Origin of the sequence: Agrobacterium sp. InxBP2 (genome assembly GCF_026191755.1) — a bacterium.
Taxonomy (GTDB): Bacteria; Pseudomonadota; Alphaproteobacteria; order Rhizobiales; family Rhizobiaceae; genus Agrobacterium; species Agrobacterium pusense.
Window position 1 is genome coordinate 330,691 of record NZ_JAINDY010000027.1, and the last position, 21,449, is coordinate 352,139.

Annotated in this window: 15 protein-coding genes; 4 read left to right on the forward strand and 11 right to left on the reverse strand. The window is 58.0% G+C overall.

Features of this window, described 5'->3' with window-relative positions; translation table 11 throughout:
* Nucleotide 1 precedes the first annotated feature (1 nt).
* Together K7A42_RS11175 and K7A42_RS11180 are read right to left on the reverse strand one after the other, a co-directional pair.
* Nucleotides 2–1,903, reverse strand: coding sequence for an ABC transporter substrate-binding protein (locus tag K7A42_RS11175; RefSeq protein WP_282455162.1), 1,902 nt, complete (start codon nt 1,901–1,903; stop codon nt 2–4).
* On the reverse strand, nt 1,900–3,792 hold the full coding sequence (locus K7A42_RS11180) for an ABC transporter ATP-binding protein (protein WP_282455163.1): 1,893 nt from the start codon (nt 3,790–3,792) through the stop codon (nt 1,900–1,902). Before K7A42_RS11180 ends, K7A42_RS11175 begins: the two co-directional genes overlap by 4 nt.
* Before the next feature lie 210 nt (nt 3,793–4,002).
* Between K7A42_RS11180 and K7A42_RS11185 the strand changes: the two genes are divergently transcribed.
* Entirely contained in the window at nt 4,003–4,965 is a 963-nt protein-coding gene (locus K7A42_RS11185; RefSeq protein WP_282455164.1) for a glycosyltransferase family 32 protein, read from the forward strand.
* Here the strand turns inward: K7A42_RS11185 and K7A42_RS11190 are convergent.
* Both K7A42_RS11190 and K7A42_RS11195 read right to left on the reverse strand, forming a co-directional pair.
* Nucleotides 4,957–5,700 (reverse strand): polysaccharide deacetylase family protein, encoded by a 744-nt coding sequence (locus tag K7A42_RS11190; protein WP_282455165.1) that lies wholly within the window; start codon nt 5,698–5,700, stop codon nt 4,957–4,959. The two genes, K7A42_RS11185 and K7A42_RS11190, sit on opposite strands and share 9 nt — an antisense overlap.
* Nucleotides 5,697–6,794, reverse strand: a complete 1,098-nt coding sequence (locus K7A42_RS11195; protein WP_282455166.1) for a glycosyltransferase family 4 protein — start codon at nt 6,792–6,794, stop codon at nt 5,697–5,699. The genes K7A42_RS11190 and K7A42_RS11195 overlap by 4 nt, the downstream gene beginning before the upstream one ends.
* A 127-nt stretch (nt 6,795–6,921) precedes the next feature.
* On the opposite strand from K7A42_RS11195, the gene K7A42_RS11200 reads away from it, so the two are divergent.
* Together K7A42_RS11200 and K7A42_RS11205 are read left to right on the forward strand one after the other, a co-directional pair.
* Nucleotides 6,922–8,262 carry a nucleotide sugar dehydrogenase gene (locus K7A42_RS11200; protein ID WP_282455167.1) on the forward strand — a complete coding sequence of 447 codons (1,341 nt, stop codon included), beginning with the start codon at nt 6,922–6,924 and terminating at the stop codon, nt 8,260–8,262.
* A gap of 13 nt (nt 8,263–8,275) precedes the next feature.
* The gene (locus K7A42_RS11205) at nt 8,276–8,758 is read left to right on the forward strand and encodes a class I SAM-dependent methyltransferase (RefSeq protein WP_004443681.1); all 483 of its coding nucleotides are present in this window, start codon (nt 8,276–8,278) and stop codon (nt 8,756–8,758) included.
* 33 nt (nt 8,759–8,791) lie between these two features.
* Here the strand turns inward: K7A42_RS11205 and K7A42_RS11210 are convergent, their stop codons facing one another.
* The 4 genes from K7A42_RS11210 to K7A42_RS11225 all read right to left on the reverse strand — a co-directional run bounded on the left by K7A42_RS11210 (nt 8,792) and on the right by K7A42_RS11225 (nt 14,970).
* A complete protein-coding gene (locus tag K7A42_RS11210; RefSeq protein WP_060942424.1) occupies nt 8,792–10,486 on the reverse strand; it encodes an adenylate/guanylate cyclase domain-containing protein in 1,695 nt (564 codons plus the stop codon).
* 216 nt (nt 10,487–10,702) lie between these two features.
* A complete protein-coding gene (locus K7A42_RS11215) occupies nt 10,703–11,563 on the reverse strand; it encodes an MBL fold metallo-hydrolase (protein WP_004443679.1) in 861 nt (286 codons plus the stop codon).
* 190 nt (nt 11,564–11,753) lie between these two features.
* Nucleotides 11,754–12,209, reverse strand: a complete 456-nt coding sequence (locus tag K7A42_RS11220) for a cyclic nucleotide-binding domain-containing protein (protein ID WP_004443676.1) — start codon at nt 12,207–12,209, stop codon at nt 11,754–11,756.
* A 43-nt stretch (nt 12,210–12,252) separates the two neighbouring features.
* Nucleotides 12,253–14,970: an ABC transporter ATP-binding protein gene (locus K7A42_RS11225; protein ID WP_006699101.1), complete on the reverse strand. Its 2,718-nt coding sequence runs from the start codon at nt 14,968–14,970 to the stop codon at nt 12,253–12,255.
* Nucleotides 14,971–15,314: 344 nt separating this feature from the next.
* Here K7A42_RS11225 and K7A42_RS11230 point away from each other — a divergent pair, with 344 nt between their 5' ends.
* Nucleotides 15,315–17,129 carry a serine aminopeptidase domain-containing protein gene (locus tag K7A42_RS11230; RefSeq protein WP_282455168.1) on the forward strand — a complete coding sequence of 605 codons (1,815 nt, stop codon included), beginning with the start codon at nt 15,315–15,317 and terminating at the stop codon, nt 17,127–17,129.
* Here the strand turns inward: K7A42_RS11230 and K7A42_RS11235 are convergent.
* The 3 genes from K7A42_RS11235 to K7A42_RS11245 are packed head-to-tail and all read right to left on the reverse strand — an operon-like array spanning nt 17,097 to nt 21,448.
* On the reverse strand, nt 17,097–19,553 hold the full coding sequence (locus K7A42_RS11235; RefSeq protein WP_282455169.1) for a glycoside hydrolase family 2 protein: 2,457 nt from the start codon (nt 19,551–19,553) through the stop codon (nt 17,097–17,099). The two genes, K7A42_RS11230 and K7A42_RS11235, sit on opposite strands and share 33 nt — an antisense overlap.
* Nucleotides 19,550–20,533 carry a DUF1839 family protein gene (locus K7A42_RS11240; RefSeq protein ID WP_282455170.1) on the reverse strand — a complete coding sequence of 328 codons (984 nt, stop codon included), beginning with the start codon at nt 20,531–20,533 and terminating at the stop codon, nt 19,550–19,552. The genes K7A42_RS11235 and K7A42_RS11240 overlap by 4 nt, the downstream gene beginning before the upstream one ends.
* A gap of 6 nt (nt 20,534–20,539) precedes the next feature.
* Nucleotides 20,540–21,448: an amino acid--[acyl-carrier-protein] ligase gene (locus K7A42_RS11245; protein WP_282455171.1), complete on the reverse strand. Its 909-nt coding sequence runs from the start codon at nt 21,446–21,448 to the stop codon at nt 20,540–20,542.
* Between the last annotated feature and the right edge of the window lies 1 nt (nt 21,449).

Consider the following 21,449-nt stretch of genomic DNA (forward strand, 5'->3'; position numbering starts at 1 on the left):
ATCAGGCGTCTCCGTCGTACCAGAAGCTATCCGGCATGTAGACGCCGAGATAGGAAGTGGGTTCATAACCGAAAAGCGCCTTTTCCGGCACGTTCCGCATGCGCTTGACATGGACGACGGGCTGCAGCGCGCCGTTGACGATGCCGATGGAAAATACCTGCTGCGTATAGACGCCAAGCATTTCCAGCCAGATTGCCTGACGTTCTTCCTCGGTGACGCTTCGACGCCATTTTTTCAGAAGATCAAGCAAATGGGCCGCTTCCGGCAGATCGGGCTCTTTGCCTTCACGGCCGCCGGATAGATAGTGAATCCCCCAGACCGGCCATTGCAATTGGTCGTCACCGGTGGGGGCAAGGCCGGAAGGCAGCATGTCGGCCGTTGGCACGCCATTGTCCATACCCATCCACACCGACATCAGTACTTCTCCGCCCATGGCGCGCTTGCGGAAAACATCGCGCTGGGTGGGGCGGACAGAAACGGCAATGCCGATATGTCGCCAGTGATCCGTCACCAGCTCCATCACGTCTGTTTCGAGCGTGCTTTCGCCTGTCGTCTCGACAATGATATAGGCGGGTCGACCATCAGGCAGGAGCCGAAGGCCGGCATTGTCGCGCTTGTCGAGACCCGCTTCATCGAGCAGCCTGTTGGCCGTTGCGCGGTCGAAAGCGCTCCAGGCGTCCGCAAATTCCTGCCGGTAAAGCGGGCTTTCCGGCAGTACGGTATCTGCGCTTTCCTTCGCGAGCCCGTAAAAACAGACCATGTTGATTTCGTGCCGGTTGATCGCGAGCGAGAGCGCGCGGCGCACACGCACATCCTGGAAAGCGCTGCGCCAGACCGGGTCGGCGCAATTGAGATTTGGCAGCAGCGCGATGCGCGAGCCCTGGGAGCGCTTGTAGAGATTAACTTTCAGGGGAAAGCGCTTTTCGGCATCCTTCAGGAAAGTGTAATCAGCGAAATCGAGGCCGAAATATTGCAGGTCGCTATCGCCCGACGCCGTCTTGGCCGAGATGATATCCGACGAGGTGACGTTGAGCAGGAAGCGGTCGAGATAGGGCAGTTGCAGGCCGTTTTCATCGACGCGATGATAATAGGGGTTGCGTTCGAACACGAACTGTTCGGCCGGCGGCGCGGTGGTGTTACGCCAGGCATCGAGCGTTGGCAGATCCGGATTTTCGGGGCGCACCTGCCGCGACATCTTGATATGCAGCCCGCTCCAGTCGTCTGTCTTGTTTTTCTTGATCAGCTTGGCGAGCTTTTCCGCCGTCTGATATTTGATGTGGAACTGTTTCATATAGGCGGCAGGCAAGAACAGCCGCGCCGGCGAGGCGGCCGCCAGTTTCGCCAGAAAATCCGGATTGGGGCCGTCCCAGGTGTATCGCACGGTCAGCCGGTCAACGACCTCGATCTGGGGCGGTTTGCCATTGACCAGCAGCTCGATCGGCGGACCGCCCTTGTGGATTTCCTTATTGAGCGCAACATCTTCCCAGAAATAGCGGAAATCCTCTGACGTGAAATCACTGCCATCGGACCACTTATGGCCTTCGCGCAGCCTGAAGGTGAAGATGCGTTCTTCCTGTACGTCGTAGCTTTCCAGAATATCCGGATGAAGCTCGAATTTTTCGTCGTAACCGACAAGGCGGGCATAGCTGCTGATCGGCATCAGGCGAATGTCGCGCTGGCCGCCAATGAGCATACGTACCGAGCCGCCATGTTTCCCCGGCTCTCGGCCAAGTGCCTTCATGTCGATGACGCGCGGGTTTTTCGGCAGGCGCTCGGTGATGTCGGGCAATTCGCCCTTTTCGCGTTTTTCCTTGAAATAGGTGGGGTCGGTATAGGAGGCGCGCGCATAAGCCGGCACAAAGACAGAGGCCAAGAGGGCAAGAGCGGTGCGACGCGTGATCAAGGGCGAAGCTCCCGCATGTCGGCATTGCCGTTCGAAAGTACGAAATGGCCTTCCCCAAGATCGGCCGATACCATCTCGCCGTCCCCCTCGTCGCGGAACTGTTTGCCCCAGTCAAATTTGCCCGTCGCGCTGATCTTGCCGATGGTGCGGAAATCGAGCGGACGGTCGAGATCGGGGAAAGGCACGGCGGCCAGCAGGGATTTCGTATAGGGATGCACCGGAGCGCGCATCAGGATTTCCCGTGGCGCCAGCTCCACGATGCGGCCCTCGCACATGACCGCCACGCGATCGGCCATATAATCCACCACCGCAAGATTATGCGAGATGAAGAGGTAGGTAAGCCCGAGATCCTGCTGCAAATCTTTCAGCAGATTGAGAATTTGCGCCTGCACGGAAACATCGAGAGCGGAGACGGGTTCGTCGCAGATCAGCAGTTCCGGGCCAAGTGCGAGGGCTCTTGCAATGCCGATACGTTGTCTTTGCCCGCCCGAAAAACTGTGCGGATAACGGTTCAGCGCGCTTTCCCCAAGCCCGATGGCCCTGACGAGGTTGCGCACTTTTTCGGAGCGATATTTCGCATCACCCCGACCGTGGATTTCCAGCGGCTCGCTCAGGATGTTTCCCACGGTCATGCGCGGCGATAGCGAGGATATCGGGTCCTGAAAGACCATCTGTATCTTCGACCGGAGCTCTTTCAGGTCATCGTCCCGGGCGTTGAGGACATCGATATCGCCCTGCGGACGGTGGAAGGTGACGGAACCCTGATCCGGGCGAACGGCGCGCATGAGGATTTTGCTGACGGTTGTCTTGCCGCTGCCGCTTTCGCCGACCAGTCCCAGACATTCTCCACGACGGATCTCAAAGCTGACGCTGTTTACCGCTTTGGTTGCGCTGGCGTCACCTTTGCGGAACCAGCTCGATTTGCGCGTCGTGAACGTCTTGCTGATATTGTCCACGGTCAAAAGCGGACCAGGGGTTTTGTTGACCGTCGCGGTCTTCTTGCCCACCAGGCTTTCATGGTCGACGTTGATTTCGCGTAGCGCCTTCAGCCTCTCGCCCGGCTTCATGTCGAAATGCGGAACGGCTGCCATCAAACCCTTGAGATAAGGATGGGCTGGCGATTTGAAGATATCATCGACCGTGCCGGCTTCCATGATCTCGCCCTGATAGATCACGGCAACCTCATCTGCAATGTTCGCCACCACGCCGAGGTCATGGGTGATGAGCAGCATGCTCATATTCAGCCTGCTCTGCAGGTCACGCAGCAGCTTGAGGATTTGCGCCTGAATGGTCACATCAAGCGCTGTCGTGGGTTCGTCGGCGATCAGAAGCGCGGGACGACAGATCAGCGCCATGGCGATCATGGCGCGCTGGCGCATGCCGCCTGAAAGCTCGAAAGGATACATGTTCACGACCTTCTTCGGGTTCGAAAACCCGACGAGATCGAGTGTCTCATACATTTTTTCCGCACGTTCCGCCGGCGAAAGGATGCTGTGGATTCTGAGCGCCTCGTCAATCTGGTTGCCGATGGTGTGCAGCGGCGAAAAAGAGGTCATCGGCTCCTGAAAGATCAGCCCGATGCGGTTGCCACGGATAGCGCGGATTTCGCGGCCGTCTTTGGGCAATTGCAAAAGATCGACGGGACCGCCCGCAGTGTTTTCCGGATCGGTGAACAGCACGCGGCCATTCACACGAGCGGTCTTGGGATGGATGCCCATGATCGTCTGGCCAATGACGGATTTTCCGGAGCCGGATTCACCGACCAATGCGGTTACTTTTCCCGGAAGAATGCGGAGGCTCGCCCCCCTGACTGCATCGATCGTTCCACCCATGAGAGAAAACGAGACCTGCAGATTTTCGATACGGAGCAAATCTGCGCCTGCGCTCATGCCAAAGGGTTCCTTGCCGCCTCTTTATCGTTGCCTTGTGACAATTGCTCGGGAGGGCTTAAAGCAACGTTATCGCAGGGTTTGTTGTCTGTCTATCCTTCTGAAACATCGAATTCTTTAGCAAATTTGAAGCCGGCTTCCGAAATGCTGCGACTTGCCCCACCGCTCTTGTTTCGTAATATGCTGACAGGAGCTTTCGAACGAGGATCCATGTCCGACAAGAAATATTACGACGCCAAGCTGAACGATGCGCGTCAGTTGCAGAATGACGGCCAATATGCTGAGGCGAACGCGCTTCTCTTATCGCTGGTTGCAGCAGAGGACGGGCATGTGATGGGAGAGCAGACGGTGCTCGGCCTGCCGCGCCGGCTGCATGCCGCACGGCTGCGTCTTGCCAAGGCCGAAGGCGATATGGTCGCAAGGATCGGTTATCAGTATACGCTGGTGCCACCCCCGCAGGTGCTGGAAAAATATGCGCGATTTTCCGTGGAAGAACGCCGCACAATAAACCTCAAAAGCCGGGAGGATGTGCCGAGGCTCATTCATCAGATATGGATTGGCGAGAAATCGCCGCCCATGTCGGTCGAGGCCTGGGCTGCCCATGCGCTGAAGCACGGCTACGATTATCGCCTTTGGCGGGAAGCCGATCTTGAGCGGGAAGGGGTTTTTGCGAATAGCGTCTTTAACAGGATGCTGAGCGAGGGCGACTATCCGGGTGCTGTTGACGTCGCCCGCTACATCCTGCTCGAGCGGTTCGGCGGCATCTATCTCGACTGCGACTGGTATCCGGCGCGCGACGACGTGAGTTTCGATTCACTCCTTCCCCTTGCGGGTCTCACGGCGTTTGATGAAAAAACGCCGCGGAATACCGGACAGGGAAGTATGCTTCTCGCTAATTCCTTCATTGCCGCTCCAGCTGCGCATCCGGTCTTTCGCAAGATGCTGGCCGCCTTTCCCGACATTCTCGAAGAAATGCCGCGCGCGCCGGCGTGGTGGTCCACCGGCCCGTTGATTTTCACCGTCATTGCCCGGCAGGGAAGCATCAGCCTTGCACCGGCAGCGTTTGTCGCGGCATCCGTTCCAGACCGAACGCCGTTTGATACGGTTGATGCGATCAGGCGGGATCTGGCCAAGGATGCCGGCGGGCTGCTGATCGCCTGGAAATCATGGTGAGATTGCTTCGACGAGGTCTTTAGAGGAGCACCAGCGTGCTGCGCGGTGCCGTGCGGTCACCTCGAAAAGCCGCCGGAGGAAATGCCAGACGGTGTCATCATGCACGAGATGATGGGTAAGGATGCCGATTGTGCCGCCTTCCTCGGTAGCGCGCAGGATGCGGGCCGCCGTCTCGGCAAACAGGACATCGTGGTCACGGCCGCCGCGGCTGCCATGCCAATCGATCACGTCCACGTGCGTATTCAGACATGGCGGCGCTGTGTCCTTCTCCGGACCGAAAACGGAGAGGGCCCGATATCCAAGCCCTGTCAGTTCCCTCACTATATGGGCGTCGATGCGGTTCCACGGGGGCACCAGCATGGGCACGACACGCGGTCCATGCAGATCGTAGAGTTTTTCCAGCCCGGACTGCAGCTCGTCGAGAACGAGGGGAAGTTCCCGGTGGAGGCCAAGCTCCTGTTTCTTTTGTCCATCGCCGGCATAATTGCTATGCGACCAGCCGTGAACCGCCACCTGGGCAATGTCCGAGGCATCCAGATGCTGCGCGAGCCTGCGGGTCGTCGTTTCGGGAATGACCGCGAGGGTGACCGGAACCGAGAAACTTTCGCAAAGATCAAGCAGGGTATCGAGTGCCCCCGTCGGGTCCACTGCATCGTCGTCCCTGAGCCACAGATCGGCCGAAATGCCGCGACGTCCGCATTCGTCCAGTGCTGCGACGAGTTTTTCGATACTCATGATCTTCGCGCCTTTGCTTGCATCAAAATATCGTTCAGCTTGGTTGCGGCATTTTCCAGAGACCGTTCATGCATGACGAACCGGCGGGCTGCTTTTGCCAGTTCCTGTCGCCGCCTGTCGTCGTAAAGCAAGGCCTTGATCGCATCGGCATAAGCGGCACTATCATTTTCAGGTGTCAGTAATCCGGTGGCGCCAGATTTTACGACTTCGGGAACGCCCGCCACTTTTTCGGCGATGACGGGCAGGCCGGCTGCCTGTGCTTCCAGATAGGCAAGGCCGTAGGCCTCGCCGTGACCCGGCCAGACATAAATGGCAGCTTTCGAGAGAAGCGCTGCGATCTCGTCTGCGGCTTTTTGCCCGTGCCAGACGAGGCGATTTTCAGGGAAGCCGCTGAACATGGCTTGCACTGCCTCGCGTTCCGGACCGTCGCCAACGATCTCAAGTGTCCAGTCTAGGTCTTGTGGCAGCAGGGCGAGAGCGCTCGACAGGGCGCAATAGCTCTCGAGTTTATCGCCCGCCCTCATCATGGCGACGGTGATGAGCCGTGTCCGTTTCGGCTGGGGAACAACCTTGAAAAAGGGCGCGGGGTCGATGAAAGGCGGAAGCATCGCCCATTGAAGCCCAGGAGAGGCCTGTACGAGCCCTTCGCGATCCCGTTCGGTGAAGCAGATATTGACTGCAGCTTCGTTCAACGACGACAACAACCCGTCCTGCACTGCCTGCCAGCCCATGGCGTTGCGCTTTGGCGCATAGGATGCTTCGGCGGTGACGTAGGATATATTGAAACGGCTGGTCAGTTCCGGTCCGAGCAGGTCCGGAGCCTTGTAGTAAGGGTGATAACAAAACCACAGGTCCGGTGCGCCGTCCCACCGCCAGCGTTCCGCAATAGTCTCTATTTCACGTTTGGCCCGGTCGGCGAGGGACGACCGCTCGGGATCATCCGGCTGTCTCAGGAAGCTTCGCAGCTCGGACGCGACAAAAACCTCATGGCTACCCATTGCCATCGCCTGCATCAACAGGCGGGCCATCAACCGGTCGCCGGAAGGAACGGGGTGGTTGGGTGCTTTGAGCGGCGAATAAAAGGCGATCTTCATGCGGATGGTTTTGCGTTGGTCGTGCCTCTGGCGTCAACCGGAATTTGAAGACGCGGAGCCTTGACAGCCTCGCCATTCTTGCCCAACTGAAAGACATCTTTTGCACATGCGCGGAGCGTGACACGCTTTGACTTCTCCAGACATTTCCCAAGCCCTGCTTTCCAGCATCGAGAACAAGAGCGCCAAAGCGGGCGTGATCGGCCTCGGCTATGTGGGCCTGCCGCTTGCCATGACGATCGCCAGAGCTGGTTTCAAGGTTGTCGGTTTCGACATCGACCCCGGTAAAATTACTGCGATAGATGCGGGTCAGAGCTATATCGAGGCGGTTTCGGATGCCGTGCTCGCAGGAGCCAGGCAAAATGACGGCTTTGTTGCGACATGCGACTTCTCCAGATTGGCCGAGTGTGACGTGATCGCCATCTGCGTACCGACGCCGCTGACGAAGTATCGCGAGCCAGACCTTTCCTATGTCGAGAAGACCTGTCACGACATTGCCGCGCATCTGCGCAAGGGGCAGCTTGTGGTGCTGGAATCCACCACCTATCCCGGCACTACCGATGGGATTGTGAAAACCATTCTGGAGAGCACCGGTCTCGTCTCAGGTATCGATTTCTTCATCGGCTTTTCCCCCGAGCGGGAAGATCCCGGCAACCGGGACTTTGAGACGTCGACCATTCCGAAGGTCGTTGCGGGTGACGGCGAGGCCGCTGGGCAGCTGATGGCGGCTTTTTACGGATCGGTGGTCAAGAAAATCGTTCCGGTCTCGACCAATGCGACGGCGGAGGCCGTGAAGATCACCGAAAATGTCTTCCGCGCCGTCAATATTGCGCTCGTCAACGAACTTAAGGTCGTCTACGAGGCCATGGGTATCGATATATGGGAAGTCGTCGATGCGGCAAAAACCAAGCCGTTCGGTTTCATGCCATTTTATCCCGGCCCCGGTCTTGGCGGTCACTGCATACCGATCGACCCTTTCTATCTCACCTGGAAATCTCGCGAATATGAATTGCCAACGCGGTTCATCGAGCTTGCAGGTGAAATCAACACCGGCATGCCGCGCCACGTTGTGGGGCGGGTTGCGGAAGCGCTCGACATCCATTCCGGCAAGGCGCTCAGCCGCTCGAAGGTGCTGGTCGTCGGTCTCGCTTACAAGAAAAATGTGCCCGATATTCGTGAAAGCCCTTCATTGAAGCTCATCGAGCTTGTTCAGGAGCGCGGTGGCGAAGCGGCCTATTTTGATCCGCATGTGGCCGAAATCCCGAAGACACGGGAATACAGCCACCTGATGGGCATGAAGTCCGTCTCATGGGACAGGCAGTCCATCAGCGCTTTCGATGCCGTTCTGGTTGCGACCGACCATGACAATGTGGACTATGCCGCCCTTGCCGAATGGGCTCCGCTGATCATCGACACGCGAAACGCCTTCGCGCGCCGGGGCATTTCCGCAAGACACATCATCAAGGCCTGATAACGGACGGATCATGAGCAGACTGGACAGTTTCATTCGCCGGTTGACCGCGCAGCGTGACATTCTCAATCATGTCGCCGCCAATCTTGATATGCCGCATGAGGGTGCGCTCATGGAAATCGGCCTTGGAAACGGGCGAACTTTCAATCATCTGCGGGAACTGTTTCCGGGGCGCAGGATCATTGCGTTTGACAGGGCCATGGGTGCCCATGCTTCGTCCGTTCCGGCAGACGAAGACCTGGTGATCGGCGAGATATCGCAGACCGCTCCCGCATTCGTCGGTGCGGAAGCGGCAATGGTGCATGCCGATATCGGCACGGGCTATCCGGAAAAAGATGCGATCACATTGACATGGTTGCCCGATCTCGCCGCCGGCATGCTGGCGAAAGGCGGCGTCGCTGTCAGCGGTCTGCCTCTCGATCATCCCCTGCTGAAACCGTTGCCGGTTCCGGAGAGCGTGCCGACAGACCGTTATTTTCTCTATCGCAAGATATAAAAGATCGGTCCGGCCGCAAACTTCCGGGTCCTGTCACAAGTAGCGTTCGCTCTCTTCCTCCGAGAGTAGAAACACCTTCATTTGCGAGTTTCGACCGCGAATGGCGACCTGTTCGCTTCTGAGATCGGCAATATCTTGTCCCGCCTGTATGATGGCCGGTTCGGAGACCACGATTGCGGCGCCAAATTCCTTGGCTTTGGATTCAAGCCTGCTCGCCACGTTGACGGTATCGCCAATGGCCGTCAGCGTTTTGGCAGCCCCATATCCCATGACCCCGACGATGCTCGGACCTGCGTGAATGCCAACCACCACCTCAAGACGCACGGCGAATTGTTTCTCCAGCCCTTCGTTCAGGATCGCAATATCGCGCAATATGATTGCTGCCGCCTTCATGGCATTGCGACAGGCGTGCTGGCTGTCGTCGCCTAGTCCAAAAAGCGCCATGGCGCCGTCACCGATAAATTTGTCGAGATGGCCCCCCGCCTGTTCGACGGCCTGGCCGACGATGGTGAAATAGCGGTTCAGGAGAAAGACGACATCGTAGGGCAGCTTCGCTTCCGACAAAGTCGTGAAATTGCGCAGATCGCAGAAGAGAATGGCGATCTCCTCTTCCCGGCCCGGCCGGGCCGGCTGGGCGTCCGCCGGCAGGTCACTGTGCTGGGGCGGTGAAACCAGAAGGGCAACGCCGAGATCATGCGTGGGACGCAGCTGGCAGCCGAGCCGCACATCCGAATCGGCATGGATGCGTCTTAATGTGGTTTGCTCGATGTCTCCGGGTGGAGGGAGCGGCCCCTTGCTTTCCATGACTCTCACCCGGCAGGTCGAACATCGTCCTTTACCGCCGCATACGGAATAATGCGGGATGCCTGCCAGACGGCTGGCTTCCAGAATGCTGAGTCCCGCCGGCACGCGCGCCTGCGCACCATGTTCGTAGCGGATTTCGATGGCCGTCAACCGCTGTCGCCAGCTTCTTACACCGCGCATCGCGAAGACCAGCATCACCGCGCCGGCAAAAATCGCCTCTGTCGTCCCGGTGATAAACCGGATTCGTGTTTCCATCTCCCGCTGCAGCGGAAGTTCGTCTCTCTGAACGATCGTGTCGCCCAGTCCCGGAGGAAGCGCATATTTGCGGTCGACTTCCTCGAGCCAACGGCCGGCATCGCTGAAGCCCAGCAGCGCCAGAAGCGGCAGCATCACAGCTATGGTCATGAAGATGCCGGCGATTTTCGGGTACCAGTCGCGATAACGCAGCCAGAAATAGAGGCCGATACATCCGTGTATCCAGATGACGATCAGGGCGAGACTTTGCCACGCGCCTCCCATGGGATTGTTGATCCAGAGCCGGCGGACGACGGTATAATAACCGATGTCGATGCCGTAGAGCATGTGCGACACGCGGATATTCACTGCATGGCTCAAAATGAGGAAGGGGATCGACAGGCCGAAGATGACCTGAAGCGCTTCACGAAGCGGCATGCGCAACGTTCGACGTTGGTAAAGCGAGCGCAGGACCAGGCTGACATGCACCAGGACCGAGCCGTAGAAAAGCAGGCTGCTAACAGGGTTGAGCCAGATGAGGCTGAACCATTTTCGTGCCCGTTCGGCGGTGTCGATGGAAATGAGCGCAAGGGAATGATTGAAAAGATGCGAAAAGACAAAGGCAAATATAATCAGGCCGGATAAAATCCGGGCGCGTCTCAAACTGGTTTCCGAAAAGAAACGGATCATGCAAATCCCATCGTGAGGTCGTTCGGCCCAGAATCATCAGTCGGTCGATCGTCGCGTCTTTAGTGCATGACATCTCGTGGCAATATCGTGGAGCAAACGAGCGGCGATGGTCAATTATGCGTGTTTAAGTACCCGAAGCCACCAATGACTGGTGAGGCCTCTTCAGATTTCCGGTCAAATAGTCACGCGAAGTCAAAAACACCATGACGGCGGCTATCAGATTTCGATGACCTGACCGTCCATGGCTGCGAATGCGCCGCTGAACAGGGCTTTCGCCTGTTTTTCGATCATGTCCAGCTCTTCGTCGCTGCGGCTTGGGGCATGATGGATGAAACCGACATTTTTCGCATCGGCCAACTGGGCGAGGCGGATCGCCTGCTGCCAGGACGAATGGCCATAGCCGCGATAAAGGCCCATCTCGTCATCGGTAAACATGGCGTCATAAAGGAAAAGATCGGTATCCCGGATGAGATCAAGCACAGTTTCGTCGATGCCGCCGGGCTCGTGTTCGGTATCGGTGATGATGGCGAGGGACTTTCCCTCCCAGTCCAGCCGGTATCCGACGGCGTTGCCAGGATGGTTCAGCATGCCGGTTCGGATCGAGAGGCCCGGATGGACGTCTAGGGTATCACCGGGCATGAAATCCCGCGTGTCGATTTTTGCGCAGCAAATTTCCAGCGGCACGGGAAACCAGGGCGGGCTCATGAAGTCCTTGAGCATTTCCCGTGTCGTCATGGTGCCCGCGAGATGACCCGACCAAATCGAGACGTCATTGCAGCTATTATAGAATGGCTTGAAATAGGGAAAACCGACAATGTGGTCGTAGTGGCAATGGGAAAAGAAAAGATCGACGTCGGTAACCCCTTCCGCCCGAAGCGCCATGCCTGCGGGATGAAGTCCCGACCCCGCATCGAACAAAAGAACATGGTCGCCGCATCGAACCTCGATGCAGATGGTATTCCCACCGTATTTTCGGAAGTTTTCACCTGAAACAGGAAGCGTTCCCCGCGCCCCCCAGATCTTCACCCGAAAATTTCTGTTACTTTCCCGACCCGCAGTGTCGGAATTGAACGCCATGACACACCCCAATGACAACGGAATCTTGCACGCTTTCCTCCCATGAAGCCCGTTGTCTCTATAGATCTTATTTCCCGCCCTTTTCGGGCGGATGCCTTTACCCCTTATTCAGTCAGCATTTCATTTATATTGCAATAGTACGACATTTATTTTTCCAATATCGACCGCCGGGGGAGCATAGAATTGCCGCTTATGTTCTGGCGTTTGTCCTGGCTTTGCTGAGTTCAGCCGTCGTCTGGGTGAGACGTTCGGCCAGAACGCGCATGACCTTGATAGTGATATCGGGGAAATCGGACATCAGCTTGAAGAATTGTTCCTTGCCGATCCGAAGAGCTTCCACATTGGTGGAGGCGCGGACGGTGGCGGTTCTGACGCTGTCGCAGAGAATTGCGATTTCCCCGACGATGGCGTTTCCCGTCATTTCCGCCACTTTCAAAGTGCCAGAGGGAGAATCGACAAGAACATCCACCTTTCCGGTCAGCAGCACATAGGCCGCGTCGCCGACGTCACCCTGCCGGAACAGCACGTCGCCGGCGTGATAGGAAACGCGGTCCGATGCGAATGCGAGCAGTTTCAACTTGGAGGGTTCCATTTCGGAAAAAAACGGCACCCTTTTCAGCATCTGAATTTCGTCTTTGAACAGCATTGCCTTACCCTGTGATTGTTCCACCTCGGTCACATTCTTGGAATTATGTCGCGACCATCTCCTTGAATGTACCGTTTTCCTCGACCAGAGTCTCGTAACTTCCGTCAGCGGTGATCAGCCCCTGATGAACAACGATGACCCTCTCGAACATGCGCGAGAGGTGCGCATTCGACAGAACCCATATGATCGAGGGGTTATTGTTGTTCTGTTTCAGGAGTGTGATGACCCGTTCAACAATTTCTTCCTGCTGTCTCGGGTCGAGGCCCGGAAGCGGGCGGTTGAAGACGTAAATGTCGGATTTCCGGATCAGCGCCCGTGCCAGATTAAGCTTCTGGCGCTGTAGCGGGCCTAGCCGTTTGCCGCCTGCACCCAGATTGAAATCCAGACCCACTGCCAGCACCCGTTCGTAAACGCCCTGCTTGCGCATGACGTCAGCAACGATGCGGGTGATACGCCTTGAAGCATCGGTGTAGCGGTGGCTTACCTTGCCAAAGAGGATATTATCCAGAAGACTGGTGGCGCTCATGTATTTGGTCGGATCGTAGATTTCGATCACGTTTTTCAGACTGTCGGGCAGCTTCTCGTGGAACATGTGCCGGACCTCGACGATGCGGTTCATGATTTCCGGCGTCAGCAGGCCGAAACGCTGGCGGGGCTCGATATAGAAGAAGCTCAGCCGCAGCATTGCGCGTTTTTCGCTTTCATTGGCCTCGTCGAAATTCCGGCCCTGAAGGCGTTGCAGCATCTGCTGATAGACCGGAATATCGTCAGGCGTCATGAAGGTGAGCTGCTGGAAGAAGGGGTGATCCCCCGGCAGATCGGCGAAGATTTCCACGATGTTCTCGGCGATCGTGTAGCCCATTTCGAACAGGGTTTTTACCAGGCCGGTCTCGCGCATCAAAGAGCGGAAATAGTCGCTTTCGATGACCGTCCTGATTGACTGGGACGAGTCCCGCATGGTGCCGAAAAGCAGGTTTTCGCCGACCGTCGCCTCGCTATTGTAGCTCTCCAGCTCGAAAGGCGCGATCAGGCCGCTCAGATTTTCCTTTTCCAGCTCGGCGCGCAGGACATGTCGCAATTCAACGATCCGGGCGGCGAGATGCAGGTCTGTCAACGGGTCGATCGACGATCGCAGGGCGAATTCCAGAATATCCTGCGACAGTTCCACACTGTCGAGAACAGCTAGAATGGCCTGTATGAGATTTTCCGGTTTGCCATCGCCTGCCGGACTCGAAGCATAATCGATCCATTCGCTGTTGATGTCGATCAGCGGATTGCCGGCCATCTTCGCTTCACGGATTTCCCATTTGCGATGGTCCAGCGCCGCGCCCTCATAGTTTTTCTCTGCAAGCGGCGCGTGTTTGAGACCGTATAGCAGGTTGTCCTTCAGGCTGGCATGGAAGAAATAGCTGTCCGAGGACACGTAGGAGATGCGCCGTCCCGTCAGCGATTCCGGCAATTCCAGAATGTCGACGTCGTTGATGCTGATCTTGCCTGAGCTCGGCCAGAGCGTGCGGCCTATCGCATCCGCCAGTGCCTCGCCTCCCGCACCACCGACGATGGCGATAACCTCACCCGGCTCGATCTTGAGGGATGCCTGTTCCAGAAGCCGGCTGCCGCTATCGTCTTCGAGCGTCAGATTGGCGACGACGAGCGGTGCGCTGATGGCTGCGACGGCACCGGGAGAAAGTTTCTGCACCTTCTCGTCGATCATGTTCGGCGCATCGAACTGTTCGAAGACCTGCTCGTACTTTACCTGCACATCCTGCCGGGCCTGATCCCAGTCGATCAGCTCCTTCAGCGGACCTGGCAGTTCCTTATAGGCGTTGATGACGGCGACCAGCTGCCCCACATCGAGGCTGCCCTTCAGGGTCAGATATCCGCCCAGCGCATAAAAGAAGAAGGGGGTCAGCTGGGCAAGGAAGTTGTTGATGAATTTGACCAGAAACTTCCACTGGTAGAGATCGTAGCGAATCTTGAAGATGTCGCCGAGGCGATGCGAAGCATCCGCACGCTCGTAATTGGACGTGTCATAGGCATGAATCGTGCCGATGCCGTCGACCATTTCACCGATACGTCCGGCGAGCTGGCGTGCACTCAGCTGCCGCTGACGGCCGAGTTCGATGAGGCGGCGGCGCATCTTGGGAATGATGCCGACCTGAATTGCTGCCATGAAGGCCGCGATCAGGCCAAGCCAGAAGTTCTGCACGAGAATGAAGAAGAGGGCGGAGAGCGCCTGGCCGCCGAGAAGGGCCGGCTGCACGAAGGCGTCGCCGGTAAAACCGCCGAGCGGCTCTACCTCGTCCTTCACCATGCTGGAGATTTCAGCGCCCTTCACCCGTTTGAAATGGCTGGGCGGAAACCTCAGGATCTTGTCGATAAGTTCGAAGCGAATACGCCGCAGAAGCCGTTCGCCAAGCCGGCCCTTGTAGGTATTGATGTAATATTTGAAGAGCCCATTGATGATAACAAGCGCAAGGAACGTCAGGCTGAGCGCCATCAGCATCGACATGCGGTTGAGCTCAAGCCCCGGGAACAGGGTCACGGTGCCCCAATAGGGGATATCGACCGTGAGATGCATAAAGAGCTGGGTTGCATTCGCTCCTTCGAAGCCGTCTCCCTGAATGGGGCCGTTGACGATCTGCTTGGGCAGGTCGAAGGCGAGGAAATACGGGATCATGGACAGGGCGACGATCAGCAGGATGAAAAGCTGCTGCCGCTTGGTATGCGACCAGATGTAACGCGTAAGGCTTTGTTCCATATAAAACTTCTATGACCTGTCGGGGCGGGCCCGGCGTGTTGGTTTGCGCGGTGTCTAGATGATCCGGCGGCCGGGTGGCGCAACCTCCTCCTGCAAATAGGTATGTGACTCGCTATTTATCAGCATATTCAAGCGGTTTCGAGAAAAATAGCGGCTCAAACGCGACCTGTCGCCACGCGAAGCCATTCTGTCTGCATCGCATGCGTTTTCGTCGATCCAGACGACATGGTATTTTTAGGATTCTCTAATGTTATTGTTTTTATTGTAGAACAGGCATTAAGACACTTCGGTATAGTGATCCCGTAATGGTTGAGCCCGACGCTGGCGCAATGGTGGCAAGGTCTATGGCAATAGATATTTCAGAGCATACAAGCAGCAATTCTTCCCTCGATACATTATTGCTTTCCGGCATCGCGGCGGACGGCACGATCGCCCGTCCGGTTTCCTTTGACGGGCTTGCGGGTATTTTTCATCCGGCACGCCAGGACTTGCGGCAGGAACACGCCGTTCTTTTTGTCAGTCCGTGGGGCATGGAGGAGCTTTGCAGCCGCAAGTTCCAAAGGGTTCTGGCCGAACGGCTTGCGGCTTGCGGGGTCGCCAGCCTGCGGTTTGACTATCTTGGCACCGGAGATGCACTTGATCCGGAAGATGCGGGCCGCGTGGCGGACTGGCTTTCCGATACGCGGGCGGCGCTGAACTATCTCAGGCGCCTCTCCGGATGCTCGGGCGTGGTCGTCATCGCCCAGAGCCTCGGTTGCCCGATCGCTGCCGAGGCGCTTGCCGGAGCCGCCAGTTCCATGGCGTTTCTGGCACCCGTCGTCTCAGGACGTGCCTATCTGCGCGAACTGGCGATGTGGTCTTCGATGATCGACGATGGACTTGGCCTGCTTGCCAGCCAACGCATGCCACAGGCAGGTGCAATCGCCGGCATGGCGATGCCAGCCGGTGTGGCCGATACCGTCAAGAAGATCAATCTTTCGAATCTCGATGCCGCTCCGGCTCGCCGCATTCTCGTTCTGTCGAGGCCGGGCCGCGTCACGGACGGTGATTTCGCCACACACCTCACCGCAATCGGCGGTGAGGTGGAGGAGGCCGAATTTTCGGGCTATGACGATCTCGTTTCCAGTCCCACGCTGTCGAAAATATCGGAAAATGTGGTGAGCCGGCTGGTGGGCTGGGTCTCTTCTCAGACACAGGCCTCAGGCTCCGCGGCCTGCCCGGCTGATTTCGTCATCAACGCGGCGCAGCGCGGTCAGGGTTTTTTCGAACAGCCGGTGCAGTTTGGTGAGGGCGGGCGACTTTTTGGCGTTTCCTGCACACCGCACGACCGGCGTGCGGTCTCCTCGGTTCTGCTGCTCGGGGCGGCCTATGACCGGCACGCGGGCTGGGGCAGGCTTTCGGTGCAGATCGCCCGGGCGCTTGCCCGGGAGGGTGTCGCTTCCCTCCGTTTCGATGCGGCCAACATTGCCGATAGTCCGCCGGTCAAAGGCGTGCCGGATCAGGTTCTTTACGATGCCGCGCAGAATGACGATGTGTCCGCCGCGCTCGATTTCCTCGAACGGGGCAGCAATGGTCCGTTCATCGCGGCGGGCCGATGTAGCGGCGCATACCTCGCCTTCAACGGCGCGCTTGTCGATGACAGGATTGAAGCGGTGGTTGCCGTGAACCCGGTTGTCTTCCACTGGCGGAAAGGCCGTTCGGTCGATGAGGCGTTGCACAAGCGGCCCCGTTCCTTTGGGGAATACAGTCAGCGCTTTCGTCAGGGCGCCACGTTCAAGCGTCTCATCAGCGGCGATGTGGATGTTGTCAGTGCCGGATTGAATATCGTCAAGGCGACGATGAAGAAGCTTTCGACAAAAACCGCGAGGCTGTTCCGCCGTGGCAGCGAGGAAGGACGGGCCGTATACCGCGCTTTCGATCTGCTGAAAGCAAAAGGGACTGCCGTCAATCTGCTTTACAGCGACAATGATGATGGTCTGGAGCATTTCCGCTATTATTTCGACGCCGACGGGCAGGGGCTGTCCGCCTATCGAAATGTGTCGCTGACCATCATCCCCGATGCCGACCACAACCTCTCCACGCCTAAGGCGAAGAGAACCTATATGGAGACCGTGACGCGCGTGGCCCTAAAAGGAAAATCGCCGCCTGGACCCCAATGACACCGCGTCACCGGAAGGAGGCGTCTGAGATCCTGCGGTCTCCGGCACAAGGCCGATCTTTCTGCTCTCGCCGGGAGCAAGGTGGAACCAGTTTTCCGAAGCGCGGTAACCTTCTGCGGCAACATGGACAGACTGCGCCAGACGGTCAGTGCCGATCTCAAGCGACCAGATATCGTTGTTTTGGCTGATGGCGACCTGGAGGTTTGCCGCCTGCAGCGCCTTTTTCCGGCCGAGCGGAAAATGGAATGCATCAGCAATGACTTGTCCGGTCGCAACGTCGCGAAGCCGGGCCACCGTGACATCATGGGACGGCGGGCCGAAACGGTAAGTGTAGGTCGTATCGAAAAACGCCCCGAACAGATCAGTCGCGGCAATCGTCTGGCTCTGTCGCGATGACAGCGTGATCGACCGCTTGGCATGAACGACGGGCTGGGCGCCGTCGCGCAGGCAGGTGAGTTCGAGCATGCCCTCGAAGGTGTCGCCGGTCTCGTTGATCAGCTGAATGTCCAACCCGTTCATGCCCTCGTCGAGCAGATTGACTTGGACGGGGCGAAATGCCCTTTTCAGCGCATGCCAGACGGATTTCGGCCTGCCGGTGGCATCGATGATACCCCAGCCTGCACCGGGAAGGAGGTCCTGCAGGGTCCAGACAAGAGCGCCCTGGCAGGATGAACCGCTGCGCCGCCATTCGGCGAAAGTCGCCTCCATGACTTCGGCCGTCGCGGCCCGGGACATGTCGAGATAAAGACCGCCGTCTTCTCGCCGCAGAACGTCCGGTTCGACATCGTAAAGCAGCTTCAGATAGTGATCGCGAACATCCTCGAAATCCCAGGAGGCGCCGCGATCGCGCGGTGCACGCGCTTTCCACCGTGGATCGTGCACGGCCACGCCGGGTAGATACCTGTCAAGCGTTTCCTGTTCGGGAACATTGGCGAAGGCCAGGCACTCGGCGGCAAAGCGCAGACCGGCGCGACGCGCATCTTCCAGCGGACGGCAATAGGCGCCGACGCCGTAATAATGGCCGACCCCGGTGTTCGGAAAAAAGGGCAATGCGCCGCCGGAGGGGGAATTGGCGACATAGGCCGCGTCCGGCCGCTTGTCGGCAAGAAGTTCTGGCAGAACCTCTTCGGTCAGCGTTCCCTTCCATATCTGTTCCGGAAGGCCGAGCATCGCGCCCTGCTGGTACATTTCACTGCCACCGCAAAAAATGGCGAGCGATGGAGAAAGCGCGGTGGCTTCAAGGAACTGCGAGATTTCCGTGACGATGTGCTGGCGCAGACTCTCGTCCCTTGCCGGATAATCGAAATTGGCGAGCATGGCGTCCTGCCAGACCATGATGCCGAGTTCGTCGCAAAGTGCGAAGAATTCCGGGGTCTCATAGGTCATGGTGCCGCCGATGCGGATCATGTTCATGCCTGCTTCCGCTGCTTTTCGAAGCCACGGCTCGTAGTCCGGCCTCGTTCCCGGCAGGCGCACGATGTCGGCCGTCGTCCAGACCGCGCCACGGCAGAACACCGGTTGACCGTTCACCCTGAGGCCGAAACCTTTACCGTCTTCGCCGTGATCGATCTCGACCTGCCGGAAGCCCGTGCGTGCAAGGCGATGTTGCGTGCCGTCCAGCTCAAGAACGACGTCATGCAGAGTTGGCCTGCCATGCGTGTGTGGCCACCATTGCTCCACATCAGTTATGCGCAGTTCGCCGGAAAGCGTGCCGCCTTCGTCGAGAGAAAGATCGGCGCTGTAACCGGCGCAGCCAAGCTTTGCCGACTTTATCGGGCGGCTACCTTGCAGCGCGATGCTGACCGTTCCCGTTCCGGCCCCGTCCAGCGAAGATTGCAGCGTGCAGAGAATTCCGTTCTGACGTATCAGGCTGATGGGTCGCCATGGGCCGGCGACGTGTATTTCCGGGCACCATCCAGGCATATAACCCAGTGCAGTGGTGCGGATCAGCCGCAGCCCCTGCGTATTCATCATTTGCGGCCGCCAGCGAGCGCGGGGACCGGTTTTTTCAAGTCGGGGTGCCAGCGCTCTGAAGCAGATCGCGAGTTCATCCGCACCCGTCAGTTCCACAGGCACTTCCAGTCTTTCAAACATGCTTTGGCTTGCCGCGATCAGCTCACCGTTGAAGAAGATCTCCGCGATGGTGGAAAGACCGTCGAAGCGCAGGGTGGCACGCTCCCGGACATCGGAAATCATCGTCAGCCTGTACCAGGCGTCCCTGTCATTGAGGGGCGTCGGAGCGAGGCGGTCGAACTTTTCAGCGGCTTCCAAAGCCTGCGCCACGGTTCCGGGAACGGAGACATGGAGGCTTTCGAGCGAGGCGGGAATATCGGAGGGCGTTTCATAGGCATCGGCGGGCGTCAGCGCCAGCGTCCAGCCTTCGCTCAGCAATTCCTCGCTTTCACCCGGAAGATAGGTCCTCACACGGCCTCGCTGGCATCAGACAGTTTTTTGCCAAGGCTTTGCATCAGACCATCCCATGCATCCGCGGCCGGATCGAGAACGGTGGCCAGCGCATCGAATTTGCGGCGGGTGACGGCGCGCGCAAGCTGGAACTGCACGGTCTTGGCAACCTCGGAGATTTTTAGCGCGTGGTTCTTTGCCTCAGAAAAACTATCCGCGTCCAACCATTCGAAGTGGCTTGCCGCCAGTTCGAAATTGGCACCGAGCTGGCGCAGCGTATTGAACGCGTATTTGTGGAAAAACCCGAAGGGCCGGTCTGCAACCTTTTCCACCTGTGCCGGAAACACCTTTGCAAAGGCCTGGACCGGGTTGAAGGATGGCCGCCGGGAAAAATGAAACTTCAGGAGCCGCTCGGCGGTCTTGCGAACATGCGCCGGCGAAGGATTGCCGTCCGCGAATTTCGCAAATTCCGTATAGGGCAGGAAAGGCGGGTCGGTTTCAGCCAGATGATGCTGGAAAAGCCCGTCAAAGTCCTCGCCGGAGAGATGGAAGAAGCCGGCATTGTGGAAATAGTCGAGTTCCCGCTTTTCGAGATCGAGCCGGTTGATGGCGATCGTGGTCTTGCCGTGTTCCTTGCGGTAGCCCACCCCATGGGTATCGGGCATATAGAAACTGTCCATCTCGATCAGACAGATGCGGCCGCGTTCCAGCTGCGCCTCGATGTGGTTTTCCACCTTATCGAAGATCGCAAGCTCGGTGGCGCGAACGCCATAAAGGGCTTCGAGGTCTTCCAGCGGCACCTTGAAGAAGGTGAACTGGTCGCCTTCGAAGTCCTGCGTCAGGGTGAAACCGAACATGGCTTCCGGGGATAAGCCTTTCGAGGCCAGCACCTCGATCCATAAATCAATATAGCAATTGGTCTCCGGCCACATTCTTTCGGAGGAATGAAGCGGATGCTGCACATAATTTTGGGGATCGAGACCGCGAAAAATCTGCTGCATGGATAATCAGCCCCAGAGTGTTTCCACGACTTTTGTAGGCCATTTCTTCACCTCGAGACCGTGATGGGCAAACAGTGCCAGCGCGATGCGTTCAAGGCCGAAACCGACGCAGGCGGTGTGGGCGACATCGCCATTATCGAGGTTCAGACCCCATTTCTGGCCGAAGGCGTCCTGATGGTAGTTAAAGCTCATGCAGGCTGTCGGGCTGGTCGTTGACGTGACCGGGATCAACAGTTCGAATTTCAGGTTCTGATCGCGCTGGTTGTTGGCGAGCATCTTGCCCGCGCGGCCGAAGAATGGATCGTTGGCGACATCGATGGTGACGTCGAGCCCGACCGCTTTCATCATCTCGACGCCGCGATCCATCCAGGTCTGGCGGAATTCGGTGACGTTGGCCTCGGTGCCCATGCAGACATATTCGCGCATGCGGAAAAGCTGCTGGCGGGCCGGATCCTTGGAGGGCTCGTGGCGGAAGCAATAGGACTGGATGTCATAGAGACCGCCGCCGGCAGGCAGCGCGCCACGCTTGGCGATCGTTGGATAAAGCGGGTAGCAGGCCGCTGGCGTCAGTACGATATCGGTTGCTTTCTGGTCCTTGGTCCAGTCGCCGCCCTCATCCATGGTCTTCAGCAGGCTGATATGGTCCAGTTCGCAGCCGCAAAAGGAATGGACTGTGCCGGCGAGCTGCGGGAAGCTCTTCATGTAACCGCTTTTTTCGAAATAGGCGCGGTTGATGCCGGGCGGGAAACGGATCGCTTCAGCGCCATCGGCGCCACCGGTGCGGTCGATCAGCCGCTCGAAGGCGGCAATCACGTCCTCGAACTGGCCGCTGCGTCCATAAAGACCGTCCACACCCGTTTCAATCAGCAGGCCTTCTTCGAACAGTCGATCGAGGAACGATGTTTGCATGTCCATG